This window comes from Vreelandella glaciei (assembly GCF_013415125.1).
In the GTDB taxonomy this organism is placed as follows: Bacteria; Pseudomonadota; Gammaproteobacteria; order Pseudomonadales; family Halomonadaceae; genus Vreelandella; species Vreelandella glaciei.
Map to the genome: position 1 here is coordinate 24,995 of NZ_JACCDE010000004.1, position 17,163 is coordinate 42,157.

At 56.3% G+C, this 17,163-nt stretch carries 16 protein-coding genes; 11 read left to right on the plus strand and 5 right to left on the minus strand.

The genetic code is table 11. The features are described from left to right. Window positions 1-39 precede the first annotated feature (39 nt). Entirely contained in the window at window positions 40-1,548 is a 1,509-nt protein-coding gene (locus HZS80_RS03790; RefSeq protein ID WP_179915291.1) for an OpgD/OpgG family glucan biosynthesis protein, read from the minus strand. A 292-nt stretch (window positions 1,549-1,840) separates the two neighbouring features. Between HZS80_RS03790 and HZS80_RS03795 the strand changes: the two genes are divergently transcribed. Continuing rightward, complete coding sequence (locus HZS80_RS03795; protein ID WP_246361698.1) at window positions 1,841-3,529, plus strand: alkaline phosphatase family protein; 1,689 nt, start codon at window positions 1,841-1,843, stop codon at window positions 3,527-3,529. Beyond that, complete coding sequence (locus HZS80_RS03800) at window positions 3,526-4,935, plus strand: mannose-1-phosphate guanylyltransferase/mannose-6-phosphate isomerase (RefSeq protein WP_179915233.1); 1,410 nt, start codon at window positions 3,526-3,528, stop codon at window positions 4,933-4,935. The genes HZS80_RS03795 and HZS80_RS03800 overlap by 4 nt, the downstream gene beginning before the upstream one ends. 18 nt (window positions 4,936-4,953) lie before the next feature. On the opposite strand, the gene HZS80_RS03805 is transcribed toward HZS80_RS03800, so the two are convergent. From HZS80_RS03805 to HZS80_RS03820, 4 genes are all read right to left on the minus strand, one after another. Continuing rightward, window positions 4,954-5,304 carry a DUF4870 family protein gene (locus HZS80_RS03805; protein ID WP_035559462.1) on the minus strand — a complete coding sequence of 117 codons (351 nt, stop codon included), beginning with the start codon at window positions 5,302-5,304 and terminating at the stop codon, window positions 4,954-4,956. 12 nt (window positions 5,305-5,316) lie between these two features. After that, on the minus strand, window positions 5,317-6,252 hold the full coding sequence (locus tag HZS80_RS03810) for a lysophospholipid acyltransferase family protein (protein ID WP_179915234.1): 936 nt from the start codon (window positions 6,250-6,252) through the stop codon (window positions 5,317-5,319). A gap of 2 nt (window positions 6,253-6,254) precedes the next feature. After that, window positions 6,255-6,644: a DUF4870 family protein gene (locus HZS80_RS03815; RefSeq protein WP_179915235.1), complete on the minus strand. Its 390-nt coding sequence runs from the start codon at window positions 6,642-6,644 to the stop codon at window positions 6,255-6,257. Window positions 6,645-6,754: 110 nt separating this feature from the next. Beyond that, the gene (locus HZS80_RS03820) at window positions 6,755-7,138 is read right to left on the minus strand and encodes a VOC family protein (protein ID WP_035559469.1); all 384 of its coding nucleotides are present in this window, start codon (window positions 7,136-7,138) and stop codon (window positions 6,755-6,757) included. On the opposite strand from HZS80_RS03820, the gene HZS80_RS03825 reads away from it, so the two are divergent. From HZS80_RS03825 to HZS80_RS03865, 9 genes are all read left to right on the plus strand, one after another. Next, window positions 7,137-7,823, plus strand: a complete 687-nt coding sequence (locus tag HZS80_RS03825; protein ID WP_246361700.1) for a class I SAM-dependent methyltransferase — start codon at window positions 7,137-7,139, stop codon at window positions 7,821-7,823. The genes HZS80_RS03820 and HZS80_RS03825 overlap by 2 nt on opposite strands. Window positions 7,824-8,004: 181 nt before the next feature. Further along, the gene (locus tag HZS80_RS03830; protein WP_179915236.1) at window positions 8,005-9,378 is read left to right on the plus strand and encodes an MFS transporter; all 1,374 of its coding nucleotides are present in this window, start codon (window positions 8,005-8,007) and stop codon (window positions 9,376-9,378) included. A gap of 124 nt (window positions 9,379-9,502) precedes the next feature. After that, window positions 9,503-11,290: an acyl-CoA dehydrogenase gene (locus HZS80_RS03835; RefSeq protein WP_179915237.1), complete on the plus strand. Its 1,788-nt coding sequence runs from the start codon at window positions 9,503-9,505 to the stop codon at window positions 11,288-11,290. Window positions 11,291-11,418: 128 nt separating this feature from the next. After that, window positions 11,419-13,047, plus strand: coding sequence for an acyl-CoA synthetase (locus HZS80_RS03840; RefSeq protein ID WP_179915238.1), 1,629 nt, complete (start codon window positions 11,419-11,421; stop codon window positions 13,045-13,047). Between the two features lie 71 nt (window positions 13,048-13,118). Then, entirely contained in the window at window positions 13,119-13,967 is an 849-nt protein-coding gene (locus tag HZS80_RS03845; protein ID WP_179915239.1) for a 3-hydroxybutyryl-CoA dehydrogenase, read from the plus strand. Between the two features lie 117 nt (window positions 13,968-14,084). Beyond that, window positions 14,085-14,858 carry an enoyl-CoA hydratase-related protein gene (locus HZS80_RS03850; protein ID WP_035559484.1) on the plus strand — a complete coding sequence of 258 codons (774 nt, stop codon included), beginning with the start codon at window positions 14,085-14,087 and terminating at the stop codon, window positions 14,856-14,858. 100 nt (window positions 14,859-14,958) lie between these two features. After that, a complete protein-coding gene (locus tag HZS80_RS03855; protein ID WP_035559487.1) occupies window positions 14,959-15,576 on the plus strand; it encodes a LysE family translocator in 618 nt (205 codons plus the stop codon). A gap of 50 nt (window positions 15,577-15,626) precedes the next feature. Next, a complete protein-coding gene (locus tag HZS80_RS03860) occupies window positions 15,627-16,322 on the plus strand; it encodes a glutathione S-transferase family protein (protein ID WP_035559491.1) in 696 nt (231 codons plus the stop codon). A gap of 69 nt (window positions 16,323-16,391) precedes the next feature. Continuing rightward, the gene (locus HZS80_RS03865; protein WP_035559495.1) at window positions 16,392-16,931 is read left to right on the plus strand and encodes a YaeQ family protein; all 540 of its coding nucleotides are present in this window, start codon (window positions 16,392-16,394) and stop codon (window positions 16,929-16,931) included. The last annotated feature ends 232 nt before the right edge of the window (window positions 16,932-17,163 follow it).

Sequence of the window (17,163 nt, forward strand, 5' to 3'; positions counted from 1 at the left end):
TTCCTTGACGCTGGGGGGAAGAGGTTTGCTTTAACAGCGTTATTCGGCATCGGGATACCATACGTAATTCCATGTTTCACTCACCGGTTCATGGTTTAAGGTGAGCCTTAGCCGAACATCGCTGGGTTGATTGTTAGCGGGCACCCGGAAACTCGCACGCCAGCCATTATTGGGCAGCGCGGTGACCTGGGGCAGCAGCACCTCGCCTAACTGAGCGCTAATATCTAATTCGACGGGTTGATCTGCGGCGATCTCATCTAACGCGCCCCCTTGGAAATCGACAATAAATTGACGTTGCTCGCTGGCCGAGGAATCGGTTTGCCCTGGCCCAGCTGCACTGCCATGCCGGGTACGAATTGCACGCCCCAGCGTATGAGCTTCTGGGTCATTGTTCAGGGTATGGGTGAGGTAATGGAGGCGGCGTGACTCACCAGCCTTTAAAGCATCGTCCGCTACCCAGTAGGCAACGATATTGTCGTGAGTTTCATCGGGGGTAGGAATTTCGACAAGCTCTACGTGCCCTGGGCCCCACTCATCCAACGGAACCACCCACTGGCTTGGACGCCGGTGGTATTGAGCTTCGGTATCCAGGTAACGGTTAAAATCTCGCTCTCGTTGCATCAAACCAAAGCCTTGCGGGGAGCTATCCGTAAACGTTGAGGTGCGTAGCTGTTCAGGGTTGGTTAACGGCCGCCAGAGCCACTCGCCGCTACCGGTGTGCATTAATAGGCCATCTGAGTCGTGCACCTGGGGGCGAAAGTCGTCCGGGCGTTGGCGGCTTGCTTCACCGTAGGTGAACATGCTGGTAAGCGGTGCGACACCCAGCTTGGCAATATCTTCCCGCGCAAATAGCTCGGCTTCTACTTCAACCTCTGTATCTTCACCGGGCTGGATGATAAAGCGATAAGCGCCGCTGACGGAGGGGCTGTCCAGCAGTGCTAACAGCTCAAACTGTTCGGCATTGGCGTCGGGTTTATACATCCAGAATTCACGAAACGCCGGAAATTCCTCACCGTCGGGCGAGGCGGTACCGATCGCCAGCCCGCGGGTGGATAGTCCGTACGCTTGGTCTCGTCCCACAATACGGAAGTAGCTGGCACCGAGAAAAACCGCAAACTCGTCAGCGTACTCTGCATTGTTGAGTGGGTAGTGGAGACGAAACCCAGCGTGATCACTACCGGAAAGATCGTACTCTTGCAGCTTTTCGGCATTGCCATCATAGGAGTAGTTTTCTGACGAAAAGGGCAGCGGGGTGGCGGTGTCGTTTTCAATCACGTTGAGCGCAATCGGTGTTTGAAACAGAAAGCCGCTGTGAAATAGCTGGAGGCTAAACGGGCTTTCATCTTTCCAATAGGCGTGGTCGGGATCAAAGCGAATTTGCCGGTAGGTATCGTAGTTGAGTTCACGTAATACCTCAGGCAGTGATTCTTCAGGGGCTTGATAAGGCGTTTCTGCAAGCTGTTGGGCGCGTTCAATGACCGCATTGAAATGTTTATCGTCTTCAGCAAAGGCGGTAGAGGCGAGCATCGAATAGCCAAGTAAAACCATCCACCTACCAGCATGCCCTTTATTGGCATGCCCTCTGTTGAAATAGTTGAAATGCATGGGCGAGATCCTTTCGAGTGAAGACCATGCTAAACGCATGGCATTAGGCCAGGCAAAACGTGAAATTTTTAAACAATAGCTATACGATTGATCGCGACAGTACATGATTATTGCGTTTTTCAGCAGCCTTATTCCTTGCTCTCTTCTCTTTAAAACGTGAATAGCTTCTCTTCGAGGCTGAGCTAACACACTACCTAAGACACTGTAAGCTAAAGCAGGTACCAATGAGAATGCGATGAGTCGATTATTATTAACGTTGCTAATGCTGAATTTCCTGCTCGTCGCGCCGCTATGGTGGCGGTTTGGAGATTTGAGTGCGCATTTGATCGCTTGGGAAGCGTTCATCATTGCGCCTCTTATGCTGCTGCTTCCGGCCGGCCAAGTGCGCCGCTTAGTGGGGATTGGATTAGTCAGTTGGGTCATGCTGGCAACCGCGGCTAACCTGGGGACAGCGGCAACCCATATGGCATTTGCCCGGCCACTCAACCTCTATCTCGATGTACCCTTGCTGCGCTCTATTTATCACCTGCTAGTCGGTAATGTTGGCCAGTTATTGGCCGTCTTCGCCATGCTGGCAGGCGTTGCCTTACTGCTCGGCATTACCCTGGGTTTAACGCGACTGCTGCTTCCCCCGGTAAGTTACCCACTCAAACGGCTGCCCGGCATAGTGGCTTTTACGCTGTTGATCGTTGCCACTACCTGCGCGGTGCTCGAAATTAACGGCGTTCGATGGGTGGATAGTGCCCGTTTGCCAATGGTAAACAGCACGCGTTTTCAGTGGCAGCAAATTACCGATACCCACGCCGCACGCCTTGCCTTTACCGCTCAGTTGGAGGCTGCGCCATTAGAGCGTCAGCCGCTACCGGGGCTTGAAGGGCGCAATGTGTTGCTAACCTTTGTCGAGTCCTACGGTGTCTCGGCACTGGATGATCCGCGTTATGCAAGCATCCTCCAGCCCACGCTGGCCGATATGCAGCAGCGGTTAGCAGCGCGCGATCTCCACGTGGTATCCGGAATGTTGCAGTCGCCGATTCGGGGCGGACAGTCCTGGCTGGCCCACGCAACGGCGCTAAGCGGGCGATGGATCGATAATCAGCTGTGGTATCAATTGATGCTAGACAGCAGCCACTCCACGTTGATCGACGACTTCAGCGCCACCGGGCAGCGGACCTTGGCAGTAATGCCCGCGATCACCCTGGCATGGCCGGAAGGCGAAGCCTACGGTTTCGATGAAATTGCCGCAGCCAAAGATATCGATTACGCCGGGCCAGCGCTTAACTGGGTGACCATGCCCGATCAATTTACCCTCGATTACACTCAGCGCCATTTGATCGGTGATTCCCCCCTGTTCGCCCAGTTGGCGCTGATCTCCAGCCACGCCCCCTGGACGCCCATTCTGCCCGTGTTGGATGATTGGTCATCCATCGGCGATGGGCGCATTTTTGCGCCTTGGCAAGCGGCCGGGGACCCGCCAGAAGTGCTGTGGCAAGACATCGAGCGCATTCGTGATCACTATGCGTGGTCGGTGGACTACGCTGTTAAGGTAACGGGACGCTGGGCTGAGCGCGTAGTGGACGACAACACGCTATTGATAGTGCTTGGCGATCATCAGCCAGCGCCGTTGATCACCGGCGACAGTGCCAGTGCGGCGGTGCCGGTGCATATTATCAGCGGAGATCCAGCTTTATTGGCACCATTTTTGGCACGCGGTTTTGTTAATGGCACGCTGCCACCGCTCGCCCAAGCGCCGAATGCTCCCAGGATGAGCCAACTGCGCCACTGGCTGCAGGAGGATTTTGGCGAGTTAGCGACTGAACTAAGCGTTGATGAGCAAACAGGGACGACGTTTGAGACAGAAATTCCCCCAGATTTAGGGGCCGTGACAAGGACTATGACAAGGACTATGACAAGGACGCAGCAATGATTCAGCCAGTGATTTTAAGCGGCGGTAGCGGCACGCGGCTCTGGCCGCTCTCGCGAGAGCAGATGCCTAAGCAGTTTTTGCGCTTAACCTCTTCACAGAGCCTGCTGCAGCAAACCCTCGGCCGCCTAGCCGGATTAACCGATACCGCACCGATGCTGATGGGCCACCATAGCCACCGCTTTTTAATGGCCGAGCAGCTACGGGAAATCGATCAAGATGCCACCATTGTGCTCGAACCCGAAGGTCGTAACACTGCCCCGGCCATTGCCTGTGCGGCGCTGTTAGCCCGCCTTTCGGGAGAGGATCCGCTACTGCTGGTGCTTCCCGCAGACCATGCTATTGGAGATGTCATGGCGTTCCAGCATAGCGTGTCACTTGCCCAGCCGTTAGCCGAAGCGGGTTATCTTGTTACCTTCGGAGTAGTCCCGACCCAGCCTGAAACCGGTTATGGCTATATTGCCTGCGGCGAGCCGCTGGAAGGCGGCCATCATCTTGCGGCTTTTATTGAAAAACCGGACGCCAAGCGTGCTGCTACGCTAGTCGAAAGCGGCGATTACCTGTGGAACAGCGGGATGTTTTTGCTGCGTGCCTCAAACTATCTGGATCAATTACAGCGGCTACAGCCGACAATGCTGAAAGCCTGCCAAGAAGCGGTTAACAGCGCGCACCGTGACTTGGATTTTCTGCGCCTGGGCGAAGCAGCGTTTGGTCGTTGCCCGACTGACTCCATTGACTACGCGGTGATGGAGCATTGTGATCGCGCCGCCGTGGTGCCTTTGGCCGCTGCGTGGAGTGATATCGGCAGTTTTGATGCGCTATGGGCAACCGTCGAGCCTGACGCAGCGGGCAATGCCAGCAAAGGTGATGCCTGGCTAACCGATACTCAGGGTTCACTGGTGTTTGCCGAGCACCGCCTTGTGGCGACGCTGGGGGTGCAAAATCTAATCGTAGTGGAGACATCGGACAGCGTGTTGGTGGCCCACCGCGACCAGGCGCAGCAGGTCAAGCAACTGGTGGCTTCGCTTTCAAAGGCAGGGCGCAGCGAGCCCTGCTCGGCACCTCAGGTGCAGCGCCCTTGGGGCAGCTTTCAGGCGATGGACAGCGGCGAGCGCTATCAGGTCAAACACATTACCGTGAAGCCCAGTGGGCGGCTATCACTACAGCGCCATCACCACCGCGCTGAGCACTGGATTGTGGTGAGGGGAACCGCGCGCGTAACGCTTGAGGAGCGCAGCTTCCTGGTGAGTGAAAATCAGTCGACCTATATCCCCATTGGCGCGCTCCATCGTCTGGAAAATACCGGCAAGATTCCTCTTGAGCTGATTGAAGTGCAGTCGGGTAGCTACCTGGGTGAAGACGACATCGAGCGCTTAGATGATGTTTACGCCCGACATAGCAGTGAATGACGCCTAGCTCACCAGCACTTACCAGAGCCAGCTGGCAGGGCGCGCCGGTGGGCGGCCTTTGCGTACATCGACCCAGCCGAGCACACAGCGCACGCCCAACCATACCGCTAGCAGTGGCCAAAGCAGGGTGCCAACGATGACAATGCTGAGCAAGAAGGCAATGCAGGCGTACAGCGTGCCGATCCAGAACGTGCGGATTAGGTAACGGTAGTGCGGCTGTAGCCATGGCGCTGCATCTTTGCGGTAGACGTAGGCAATCACTACACCGATCAGCAGGGTGATATTGGCGGTCACAATGCCCGCCAGGTAGAGCGCGTAAATAATTTGCGGCGGGCGGGTCTCATCGCCGGGTAGGTCGTTTTGCATCATAAGTAAGCCTTGTTAATAAAGCCGATAGTCGCGGTAGTTAGCTAATTTCTGCTGCTCCTGAACCACTTTACGGTAGCGCTTGTACTCCCACTGATACTGGGCAGGGTCCAAGCTGATTGCGGCCTCCACACTGGCGTTGACCCCCGTCGCAGACTGCACATCATCGTCGCTATACACGCGCTCATCGGCTTCCAGGAAATGAATCTCGAACCCTTTGCCAGGTACCCGCAGCGCCACGCCGGTGACTACCCTTGCCTGGGTACGGGCTACCAGTTTCGGCAGTAGTGTGGCGGTATAAGCGTCGCGGCCAAAAAAGGGCGCGAAAACGCCGCTGCCCCAGTCAGGCTCCTGGTCGGGCAGCATGCCAATCGCTTCACTGCGTTTAAGCGCTTTGAGCAGTGCTGCCACCCCGCGCGGGTTGGTGGGCACCAGACTCGCCCCCATGCGCTCGCGGCCATGTCGAATCACAGGATCGAGATCAATGATTTTGGGTGGTTCGTACATGGCGGTAAACGGGAAGTGGCTCGATAGCCAGAAGTTAAGCACTTCCCAATTGCCAAAGTGTGGCGCGAGCACAATCACGCCGCGGCTCTCGGTGCGGGCGTTGTCGAGTTTGTCGCGACCGTATACCGCTAAAATATTGGTTTCTACTTTTTGTGGTTCCGCCATCCAGGCGTGACCCAATTCCAGCATGGTAGCGGTCGAATGTTTCAAGCTCTGCTTTGCAAGAGCGTGACGTTCAGCGTTAGAGAGAGCTGGATAAACGGCCGTAAGATTGCGCTCGGTTACCCAACGCTCACGCTTATTGAGACGGTAAACGACTGGGCCCAGCACCGAGGAAATGCGCCATAGGCGCGTGACTGGCCAGCGTGATAACTGACGCCATAGCCAACTGATGGCACTGGCCTTGGAAAAAAGCCTGCTGGTGTTACCCGTTGGTTGCGTCATCACTAAAACAGCCAGGAATCTACGTTGGAGGGCGCGCGCTTCTCCTGCAGCCCTTTGAAGCCTTTAACGCAGCGGATAATTAGCCAGACAGCAAGGGCCAGGAGTAGCGGGAAACCGATTAGTATCAAGGTCAATATCGAAAACACAATGCCGTAGACTAATCCTATCCAGAACGTACGAATCTGATAGCGGTAGTGCTCGTCTAACCAAACCGGACCTTTGTCTTTATAAACGTAGGCGATGACCACGCCGATAATAGACGTAAAGCCGAGGATAAAACTGGCCAGATAGAGCGCATAGATCACCACCGCCATCGTGGTGTCCGGCTGTTGGCTTCGCTCTTCGCTAACAACGTCGCCTTCTAGTGGCGCATCATGGGCGTTATCACGCATAACGGTTCCTTTCGATAAATCCTGTATTGGCGCTGGTACGCCTCGATAGGCGCTTCATGTGCTCTATGACAGCGTGCGCTCTTCGCCATCTCATTAATGGCCACGGGGTGTTAACGCGCAGCGGGGCGGCATATTTCCAGCAGGTTGCCGTCTGGGTCGCGCAGGTAGATTGATTCGATCGGCCCATTAGCGCCTTGGCGAGCAACGGGGCCTAGCTCTATATCAATTGCCAGTGCCTCCAAGTGCTGTTTGAACTCATCAAGCGGTAACTGGCAACGCAGACATAAATCCAGGCTGCCAGGGGTAGGCGTCGCAGAGATGGGGGCGATGTCGGTATCGGTTTGATGCAGGCGTAGCGCCGTATCACCGAGCATTAAATCGACCCGCTGGGCGTCGCGGTAACGTACGTCTAACCCTAACACCCGTGAGTAAAAGTCGACGGCGCGACCCATGTCGGTCACGGTAACTACAAGATGATCCAGACCTGATAGCATGCCACTTTCCTTAATTCGTAACGATAAGCCAGAGAATACGATGATGCGCCGCTGTCCGCTCTGCGCGGAATCCACTACTGCGCTCTACCACCGGGATCGGCGTCGTGACTACTACCAGTGTGCCACGTGCAAACTGGTATTTGTCCCCCCTGAGCAGCACTTGAGCGCCGCTGCAGAAAAGGCCGAATATGATAAACATCAAAACTCGCCGCATGATACGGGATATAGACGCTTTCTAGGGCGTTTATTTACCCCGCTGTCGGCGAAGCTCGCTCCTAGTGCGCGTGGGCTTGATTTTGGTTCCGGGCCGGGGCCGACGCTGTCAGTTATGTTTGCCGAGCAAGGTTTTCAGGTGGCGATTTACGACCTCTTTTATGCCCCTGATACCGCGGTGCTTACTCAGACGTTCGATTTTATCACTGCCACAGAAGTGGTGGAGCATTTGTCGCAGCCTGGCCAAGTGCTGGCTCAACTGGCCGGACAGCTCGCGCCCGGTGGTTATCTTGGGCTGATGACCAAGCGCGTTTCCACCCCTGACGCTTTTGCTCGCTGGCACTATATTAGCGACCCCACCCATATCAGCTTTTTTAGCGAAGAGACCTTCCGTTGGTGGGCTCAAAAGAATAATTTAGTAGTGGAATTTCCTGGGCCAGACACGGTTATTCTACACAAAACGCTAAGGTGAATAATTGTAACCTTAGAAAAGCATTGACTTTGCCCCCTTGAGGGCAATAATTGCGCGCCGCTATCCCCGCCTGACTCGCTGTGCCAGGTGAGATAACGGATCTTGAGAAGTCGCTTTGAGGCGTTTCTCTCAACTGTTTTCCGCCCCTGTTTTCAACACGTTAAGTCAAGACGAGGTTTTCATGTCGCGGCAACTGCTAGCCATGGCGCTGGCGCCCCTTCTAGGGCTCTTCATTCTCGGGATAGGCAACGGTTTTCTTGCCACCTTAATTACCGTGCGCCTCGATGCCGCCGGTGAGTCAGCCACGGTGATCGGGATTGTCTCGTCGGCTTACTTTATCGGCTTAGCCTTAGGCGCAATGGTGAATGACCGCCTGCTGCTGCGCATTGGCCATATTCGCGCCTACGGTAGTTTTGCCTCTTTGGTGGCCGTCACGGTACTGCTGCAAGGCTTGTTTTTCGACCCCTGGGCGTGGTTTGCGCTGCGCTTGGTCGGCGGCTGGGCCACGGTCGGGGTTTATCTGGTTATAGAGAGCTGGCTATTGACCGCCGGTGATCAAAGAGTCCGTGGCCGCCTGTTGGCGCTGTATATGATTTCGCTGTATGCCGCCGGTGTAGTGGGCCAACTACTACTCGGTGTGACCAACGCCATGGGCGTCACTGCGCCCTTTATGGTGATTGGCCTACTGGCTTCGCTCTCTGTGCTGCCCATGGCGATGATTCCCCGCGTATCACCGATTATGGAGCATGCCGAACCGCTGCCCCCGCATCGTTTGATTACCCTGACACCCACTGGCGTGATGGGTAGTTTAGGCTCGGGTATGGTCGTCGCAGCGGCCTACACGCTGTTGCCACTCTATCTGCAGCGTAATGGTATGAGCGTGAGTCAGGTGGGGCAGATGATGGCGGTCCTCATCATGGGGGCCATGTTGCTGCAATACCCGATTGGCCGCTGGTCGGATCGCCATGACCGCCAGATGGTACTGATCGCCATCAGCGGTTTCTGTGTGCTTATCTCCGCGGCGATGCTCTGGCTACCCCTTTCGACACCGCTATTGGCAGTGCTGCTGTTCCTGCTCGGCGGTGGCGTCTTTGCCCTTTATCCAGTGGCCGTAAGCCACGCCGCCGACCGTGCGCCCGCAGGGGCGCTGGTGCGCATGAGCCAGGGCCTGCTGTTGATTAACTCGATTGGCGCCACGATCAGCCCGCTGATGATCTCCCCGGTGATGACCGTAATGGGCGATGCGGGCCTGTTCTGGGCCTTCGGCTCCCTAAGTCTGTTCTTTGTGATGTTCTTCTCCTGGCGCCGCAGCGTGCGCCCAGCGCCGGTGCCCGTGGCGCCCTTTACACCGACAACGCCAATGACCGCCGCCGGTGCCGAGCTGGTGGTCACCGAAGAGTTGATGCAGGGGGCACTGGAGCACGAGCACTTGGAGGATCTCTCCGATGCCGTATGGGACGTTGACGCCGCCGAACCTGTGGTGGGACCGCCCGCGGAAGATGAGAGCCATATCACTTATTATGATGATGTGGAGCAAGCAATTGAGCGAAAATAAAACGGCGTGGAGACGTTATCGGTAACGGGTGATACCTTGGGCTAATGGTGTAGGCAGGAGAGTGTTACTACTATCTATGGCACACTTTCAAACAATTGTTTAATTTTTCAGCCCGAGGTTCGCCATGAATGTTTACGCCGCACCGGTACGCGATTTGCGCTTTGTGCTCGAAGAGCTATTAGCGCACCGCTCGCTTAGCCTACCGGGCTTTGAAGAAGCCACGCCCGATTTGCTCGAGGCGGTACTCGAAGAGGCCGCAAAGCTGGCCGGTGACGTCTGGGGACCGCTAAACAAGAGTGGTGATCTGCAGGGGGCCAAGCGCCACGCCGATGGCAGCGTGACGACACCGGAAGGCTTCGCAGCGGCTTACCAGGCGTATGTCGAGGGTGGCTGGAACGGTATTGGTGTATCAGAAGCGCTAGGCGGTCAGAACCTGCCCGAAGTGGTGGCTAGCGCGGTTCAGGAAATGCTCCACGGCGCTAATATGGCGCTGGGGCTCTGCCCCATGCTGACCGCTGGCGCTATCGAAGCGCTGGCGCACCATGGCAGCGATACCCTCAAAGCGACCTACTTGCCCAAACTGGTGGAAGGCACCTGGACGGGCACCATGAACCTCACCGAATCCCAAGCGGGATCGGATCTCTCCCAAGTGCGCACCCGCGCAGTGCCTGAAAGCGACCACTACCGCATCAGCGGCCAGAAGATCTATATCACCTGGGGCGAGCACGACGCCGCCGAGAATATTATCCACCTGGTACTGGCCCGCAAGCCCGATGCACCGGCAGGCAACAAAGGCATCTCCCTGTTTTTGGTGCCCAAGTTCCTGGTTAACGAAGATGGCTCACTGGACGAGCACAACGATGTTACCTGCGCGTCCATTGAGCATAAGCTGGGCATTCACGGCTCGCCGACATGCACCCTAAGTTTTGGGGAAAACGGTGGAGCCATTGGCTACTTGGTCGGTGAAGAGGGCCGTGGTCTTAATCACATGTTCACCATGATGAACGAGGCGCGCCACAAAGTCGGCATTCAGGGGATAGGCGTGGCCGAGCGAGCCTGCCAGCACGCCTTTGCCTACGCATTGGAGCGTCGCCAGGGGCGTTCTCCGAAAACGCGTGGTGGCGCTGAGTGCAGCATCAGCGATCACTTGGACGTACGCCGTATGCTGCTCTCCATGCGTTCGCGCACCGATGCGCTGCGCGCCCTGGCGTTGTACTGCGCGGCCGAGTTGGATACCGCCCGCCACGCTGAAAGTAACGATGCCCGCCAGGCTGCCCAGGCCCGCGCGGATATACTGATACCGGTGATCAAAAGCTTCTCTACCGATCAAGCGGTGGAGATTGCCTCCATGGGCATTCAGGTACACGGTGGGATGGGCTACGTGGAGGAGACCGGCGCGGCACAGCTGCTGCGCGATGCCCGCATTGCCCCCATTTACGAAGGCACTAACGGTATTCAGGCGCTCGATTTGGCGGGGCGGAAGCTTCAGCGTGACAACGGCGAAGCGCTCACCGCGTTGCTTCACGACGTTGCCGCCACTGTGGAGCAGCTAAACGTCGACCCCGCACTAAAAGCGTTGGGCCGTGGCTTGGCCGCGGGCTTAGAAGACCTAAAAGCCGCCCAAGCGATGGTGCTGGAACAAGGCCGCGACCCTGGAAACGGGGCAGATGCGGTGCAGGCTTATGCTACGCCGTTCCTTAACTTGGCGGGCCACGTGCTGTGTGCTTGGCAGATGGGGCAGGCGGCGCTTAGCGCCCAGGCAGCCCTTAACAACGGAAGCAATGATCCCTTCTATACTGCCAAGATGCGCAGCGCCGAATTTGCCATCACGCAATGGCTGCCGGTAGGCCGCGCCCAACGCGCCGTGATTGAGGCGGGTATGCAGTGTTTAAGCGAGTTTGAGGTTCATTAACGCTAATGTATCAGCTAGCACCGCCGCCCTAGAGGCGGCGGTGCTGTTTCTAGGCTATCAAAACAACTATTTAAAACGCGCCCTTAAAACGAACGCTTTCAACAACATCAAAAAACCAGGAGCCGACTATGACCACCATTTTCGAGCAAGGCTTGCCCAAAACCTCAGCTAACCACGTACCGCTTTCACCGCTGACCTTTATTGAACGCTCCGCGTCGATCTATCCCGACTACCCGGCGGTGGTTCATGGTAGTACGCGGCGTACTTGGGGCCAATCCTGGGCGCGCTGCCGCCAGCTCGCTTCCGCCCTGCAGCAGCGGGGCATTCAGCCAGGTCAAACGGTGGCGGCGATGCTGCCTAATATCCCGGCAATGTTCGAGGCGCACTTCGGCGTGCCGCTGGCGGGCTGCGTGTTGAACACGCTGAATATTCGCCTGGATGCCGAGGCGATCAGCTATATGCTGGAGCACGGCGAGGCGAAAGCCATTTTGGTCGATCCCGAGTTTGCGGAGGTCATCCAACAAGCCGTTGCCAAGCTAACCCACAAGCCGCTGATCATTGATGTTGCCGATGTAGAGTTTCTCGGCGACACGCAAGGCATTGGCGAGATTGAGTACGAAGCGCTGCTTAACGAGGGCGACGCCAATTTTGCCTATCAACTGCCAGCGGATGAGTGGGACGCGATCTCGCTTAACTACACCTCTGGCACCACCGGTAAGCCCAAGGGCGTGGTTTACCACCACCGCGGCGCTTATCTCAACGCGGTGAGCAATATCATGGAGTGGGCAATGCCCCACCACCCGATCTACCTGTGGACGCTACCGATGTTTCACTGCAACGGCTGGTGTTTCCCCTGGACCATTGCCGCCAACGCCGGAGTTAACGTGTGCCTGCGTCGCGTCGACCCGAAAAAGATCATGCAGCTCATTGCCGAAGAGAAGGTCACTCACTTCAGCGGGGCGCCGATTATTCTTAATGGCCTCGTGAACCTGCCTGCGGAAGATAAGCATCAGTTCGATCATCCGGTCAAAGTCACCACCGCCGGTGCCGCGCCGCCTGCCTCGGTGATCGCCGGGGTGGAGAAGCTGGGCATTGAGGTAACCCACGTTTATGGCCTGACGGAAGTCTACGGGCCGGTAACCGTCTGTGCCTGGCGCGAAGCGTGGGATGAATTACCGCTGGAAGCACGGGCCAAAATCAAAGCCCGCCAGGGGGTGCGTTACCACATGCTCGAAGCGCTGTGCGTGGCAGATCCGCTCACCATGGAACCAGTACCCAAGGACGGCCAAACCATGGGTGAAATACTGATGCGCGGCAATAACGTTATGAAGGGCTATTTAAAGAACCCGGAAGCCACCCAGCAGGCGCTGGAGGGCGGCTGGTACCACACCGGCGACCTGGCGGTTTGGCATCCGGATGGCTATATCGAGATTAAAGACCGCTCCAAGGACATCATTATTTCTGGCGGTGAAAATATCTCCACCATCGAGGTGGAGGACGCTATTTATGGCCATCCCGCCGTTGAAGAGGCAGCGGTGGTCGCCAAGCCTGACGAGAAGTGGGGTGAAACGCCCTGTGCCTTTGTGAAGCTCAAAGTCGGTTACGGCGAAGTCACCGAGGCCGATATTATCGCCCACTGCCGCGAACATTTGGCGGGCTATAAAGTGCCCAAAACGGTTATTTTCAGCGAGCTACCTAAAACATCGACGGGCAAGATACAAAAATTCGTCTTGCGTGAAGAAGCTAAAAATCATTAACCAGCCCTAATAGAAATAAGCACTAGCGGTGATGACCGCCAGTAGTGATAACCAATATGAGGAGAGCGTGCATGAGTGATCAACAAATTGGCGTAGTGGGCGCCGGTACCATGGGGCAGGGGATTGCCCAGGTAGTGGCTGCCAGTGGCTTTAACGTGCGCCTTTTCGATGTGGCCGAAGAGCAGCTTGGCCGCGCCAAGGCGAATATCGATAAAGGCTTGGGTAAATTGGTCACTAAAGAGAAAATCAGCGAGGCAGATAAAAGTGCCGCTCTCGCCCGTCTATCGACCACTACCACACTCAATGCTCTCAGCGACTGCACGATCATTATCGAGGCGGCCCCCGAACAGCCCGAACTCAAAGAGAAGCTGTTTCGCGATCTTAGCCAAATGAGCAGCACGGCTATTTTAGCCTCCAACACCTCGTCGCTGTCGCTCACCCGCCTGGCGGCGGTATGCGAGCACCCTGAGCGCGTGGTGGGCATGCATTTCTTCAATCCGGTGCCGGTGCTCAAACTGGTGGAAGTGATTCGCGCCGAGCAAACCTCGGACGCTACCGTGACCGAGATTGAAACGCTCGCAAAGGCGCTGGGCAAAACCGCCGTGCCGGTAGGTGATGCGCCGGGCTTTGCTGTGAACCGACTGTTGGTGCCCATGATCAATGAGGCAGCGTTCATCGTGCAGGAGGGCACCGCAACGCCGGAAGCGATTGATAACGCTATGAAACTAGGCGCGGCTCACCCCATGGGGCCGCTAGCGCTGGCGGATTTAATTGGGCTGGATGTTTGCTTGGCGATCATGGAAGTGCTTCAAGAGGGCTTTGGTGACCCGAAATACCGTCCTTGCCCACTGCTTAAGCGCATGGTCGCAGCGGGCTATCTTGGCCGTAAGAGCGGCCGCGGCTTTTATCACTACGACTAGCTTGCGTCGATGAGAAGAGCGGGGCATAAAGAAGTCATTGCCACTCAACCAAGCGTTCGCTAGGGTTGAGTGGTATCCACTTTCATATTCAATAATAAATCGAATAAGGAGTCCGCCATGAGCGAAGCAGTGATCGAGAAGGTTGATAACGATGGGATGGTGCGACTGACCATCAATCGTCCTAAAGCGCTGAATGCCCTTAACAGCGAAGTGCTTGCCGCGCTGGAAGCGCATCTGGTTGAGCTTGAAGCCCACCCGAACCTACGCGCCGTACTGATTACCGGTGCGGGCGAGAAGTCCTTCGTGGCGGGTGCGGATATCACTGAAATGCGTGAAAAAACACCCGAAGAAGCGCGGGCCTTCGCCAGCCAAGCGCTGCGTACCATTAAACGCCTAGAGACACTTCCCGTGCCGGTGGTCGCGCTGGTGAACGGGTTTTGCCTTGGCGGCGGCTGCGAACTGGCACTGGCCTGCGACTGGGCTGTAGCCAGCGACAACGCGGTGTTTGGTCAACCGGAAGTGCTGCTGGGCGTCATTCCTGGCTTTGGCGGCACCCAGCGCCTACCGCGCCGCGTTGGCCCTGCGATGGCGATTGATCTGGTTACTACCGGGCGCAAAATCGATGCCCAAGAAGCGCTGCGTATCGGCCTAGTGAACCGGGTAATGCCGCAAGCGGAGCTCGAGAGCTACGTTGAAGAGCTCACTAAGCAACTCAAAGGCAACGGCCCACAGTCAGTGCGCGGCGCCAAGCAGGCAGTTCACGACGGTATGGATCAAGACCTTGATAGCGCACTAGCGCTGGAAACCAGCCTGTTCGCCTTCTGCTTTGCCGGTGACGAGCAAAAAGAGGGCATGGCGGCATTTGTCGAGAAGCGCAAACCGAACTTCTAAGGTTTGATTAATTACAGTTTTACTTATTTAGGGGGTGGCGCTTGCGTCACCCCCGTTTTATTCTCGAAAACTAACGATTACCTTCAAGAGAACTGCCACTATGCAATGGGCCGCTTTTATCCTCGCTGCGCTTGGTTTCGCCTATTTACCTGGGCCTGCAATGCTATATACCGCAGCGCAGACGTTGGGGCGCGGCCGACGGGCTGGGTGGCTAGCGGTCATCGGTGTGCATATGGGGTGTTATGTGCATGTGGTGGCCGCCGCGCTAGGATTAGCGCTGCTGTTTGCAGCGATTCCACCTGCCTACATCGCCATGAAAATCATCGGTGGGCTCTACCTGCTCTGGATGGGGCTGCGGCTATGGCAGCAGGGCATTCGCGCCCACGGCGAAGAGGTGCCGCTGGCAACCACGAAACGCGTGCTGCGCGACAGCTTTCTGGTGGAGATGCTCAACCCTAAAACCGCGCTTTTCTTTGTCGCGTTTCTGCCTCAATTTGTGCAACCCGAGAGCGCTATGCCCGTAGCATGGCAGCTGCTCTGGCTGGGTATCGCCACCAATGCGCTGTTCTCATCGGCGGATGTCGTGGTGGTGCTGCTGGCCAGCCCGTTGCGTGAGTGGTTACAAAAATCCCATGGCTCCTCCCGGCTCATTCAGCGCATTGGGGGCAGCGTATTAATGGGACTAGGCGGTAATACGCTGGCTCAGGCAACACGTTAAGGGTGCTTACTTACACCGGCTAATCCAATTCCCCACATAAGGAGCGCTGCATGTTTGATCTCTATATTGCCAACAAGAATTACTCTTCTTGGTCGCTGCGCCCTTGGGTGTTGATGAAAGCGCTGGAGATTCCGTTTAACGAACACCTGATGCCGTTTGAAGGCGGCTTTGGCGCTAGCCATGACGTTTACACCCGCTTTTCGCCATCGGGCTTAGTGCCTTGTTTAGTGGATAGGGAGAGTGATCTGGCGGTGTGGGATTCGCTGGCGATTGTTGAATATTTGGCCGAGCAACATGCCGACGTATGGCCGAGTGATAAAACCGCCCGCGCCTGGGCGCGCTCAGCTACTGCTGAAATGCATAGCGGCTTTGGCGCCCTGCGTGATGATTGTTCAATGAACTGCGGTGTGCGGGTGGCATTGAATAGTTTATCGTCCAATCTCAAGGCCGATGTGAACCGCTTAGATGCGCTATGGCAGCAGGGGCTTGAGCGCTTTGGCGGGCCGTTTTTAGCGGGTGAACAATTCTCAGCGGTAGATGCGTTTTATGCCCCTGTGGCGTTTCGCGTACAGACATTCAACCTGCCGATAAGTGAGAAATCCCAGTCCTATGTCGAGCGCCTGTTAGCACTGCCTGCCATGCAGGCCTGGTATCAAGCCGCGCTAGCAGAAACGTGGCGCGAACCTATGCACGAAGCTGAAACGCTAAAGAATGGCACGCTGGAAGTTGATTACCGCACGTCTTAACCTTGGGACAATTCACCAGCGACACTCGGCATCGGGTACACTAGCGCAAATTTTCGTTTGGAAACGTCCATGGCTCTTAGCGCAACGCCCTACAAAGTTGATATTAATCTGACCGACCTGGATCGCGGGGTATATGAAACGCTGCGCTTTACCGTGGCTCGTCATCCCTCAGAGACCGAAGAGCGCATGACCGCCCGCTTACTGGCTTATGTGCTGTGGTACAGCGAAACGCTGGCCTTCGGGCGCGGGCTTTCCGATGTGGACGAGCCAGCGCTATGGGAGAAAAGCTTAGATGGGCGTTTGCTGCACTGGATTGAAGTAGGCTTGCCGGATGCTGAGCGTATCACCTGGTGCTCGCGCCGGGCCGAGCGCGTGACGCTGCTAGCCTACGGTCGGGTAGACCTATGGGAGAGCAAAGTACTCGCCAATGTGGCATCGCTGAAAAATGTGCACGTGGCGGGGCTGCCCCAAGAGGCGCTCGCAACCATCGCTAAAGATCTGCCACGGGCTATCAATTGGGCGGTAATGATCAGCGAAGGCTCGCTGTTTATTACCGATGAAAACGGTCAGCATGAAATTACCCCGCAGTGGCTGCTGCGTGACAGATAGTGATTATTCTTGATCATTAGCCTACCAACTTTCGTCTAGTCGACTACGCTATAAATCTAAGCAATCAACAGCATAAGGGTGGCCTATGAGCCATCCTTAATTTTTAGTGTCTTAGCCTTTTTGTGTAGAAATTTGCAAAAGTATGCTTGCTATCTTTTTGCACAATTACATACAATCAACAATGTTTGTTGATGTTCATCAAAAAGCAGCCTCCAAAAACGCTCCCTAGAAA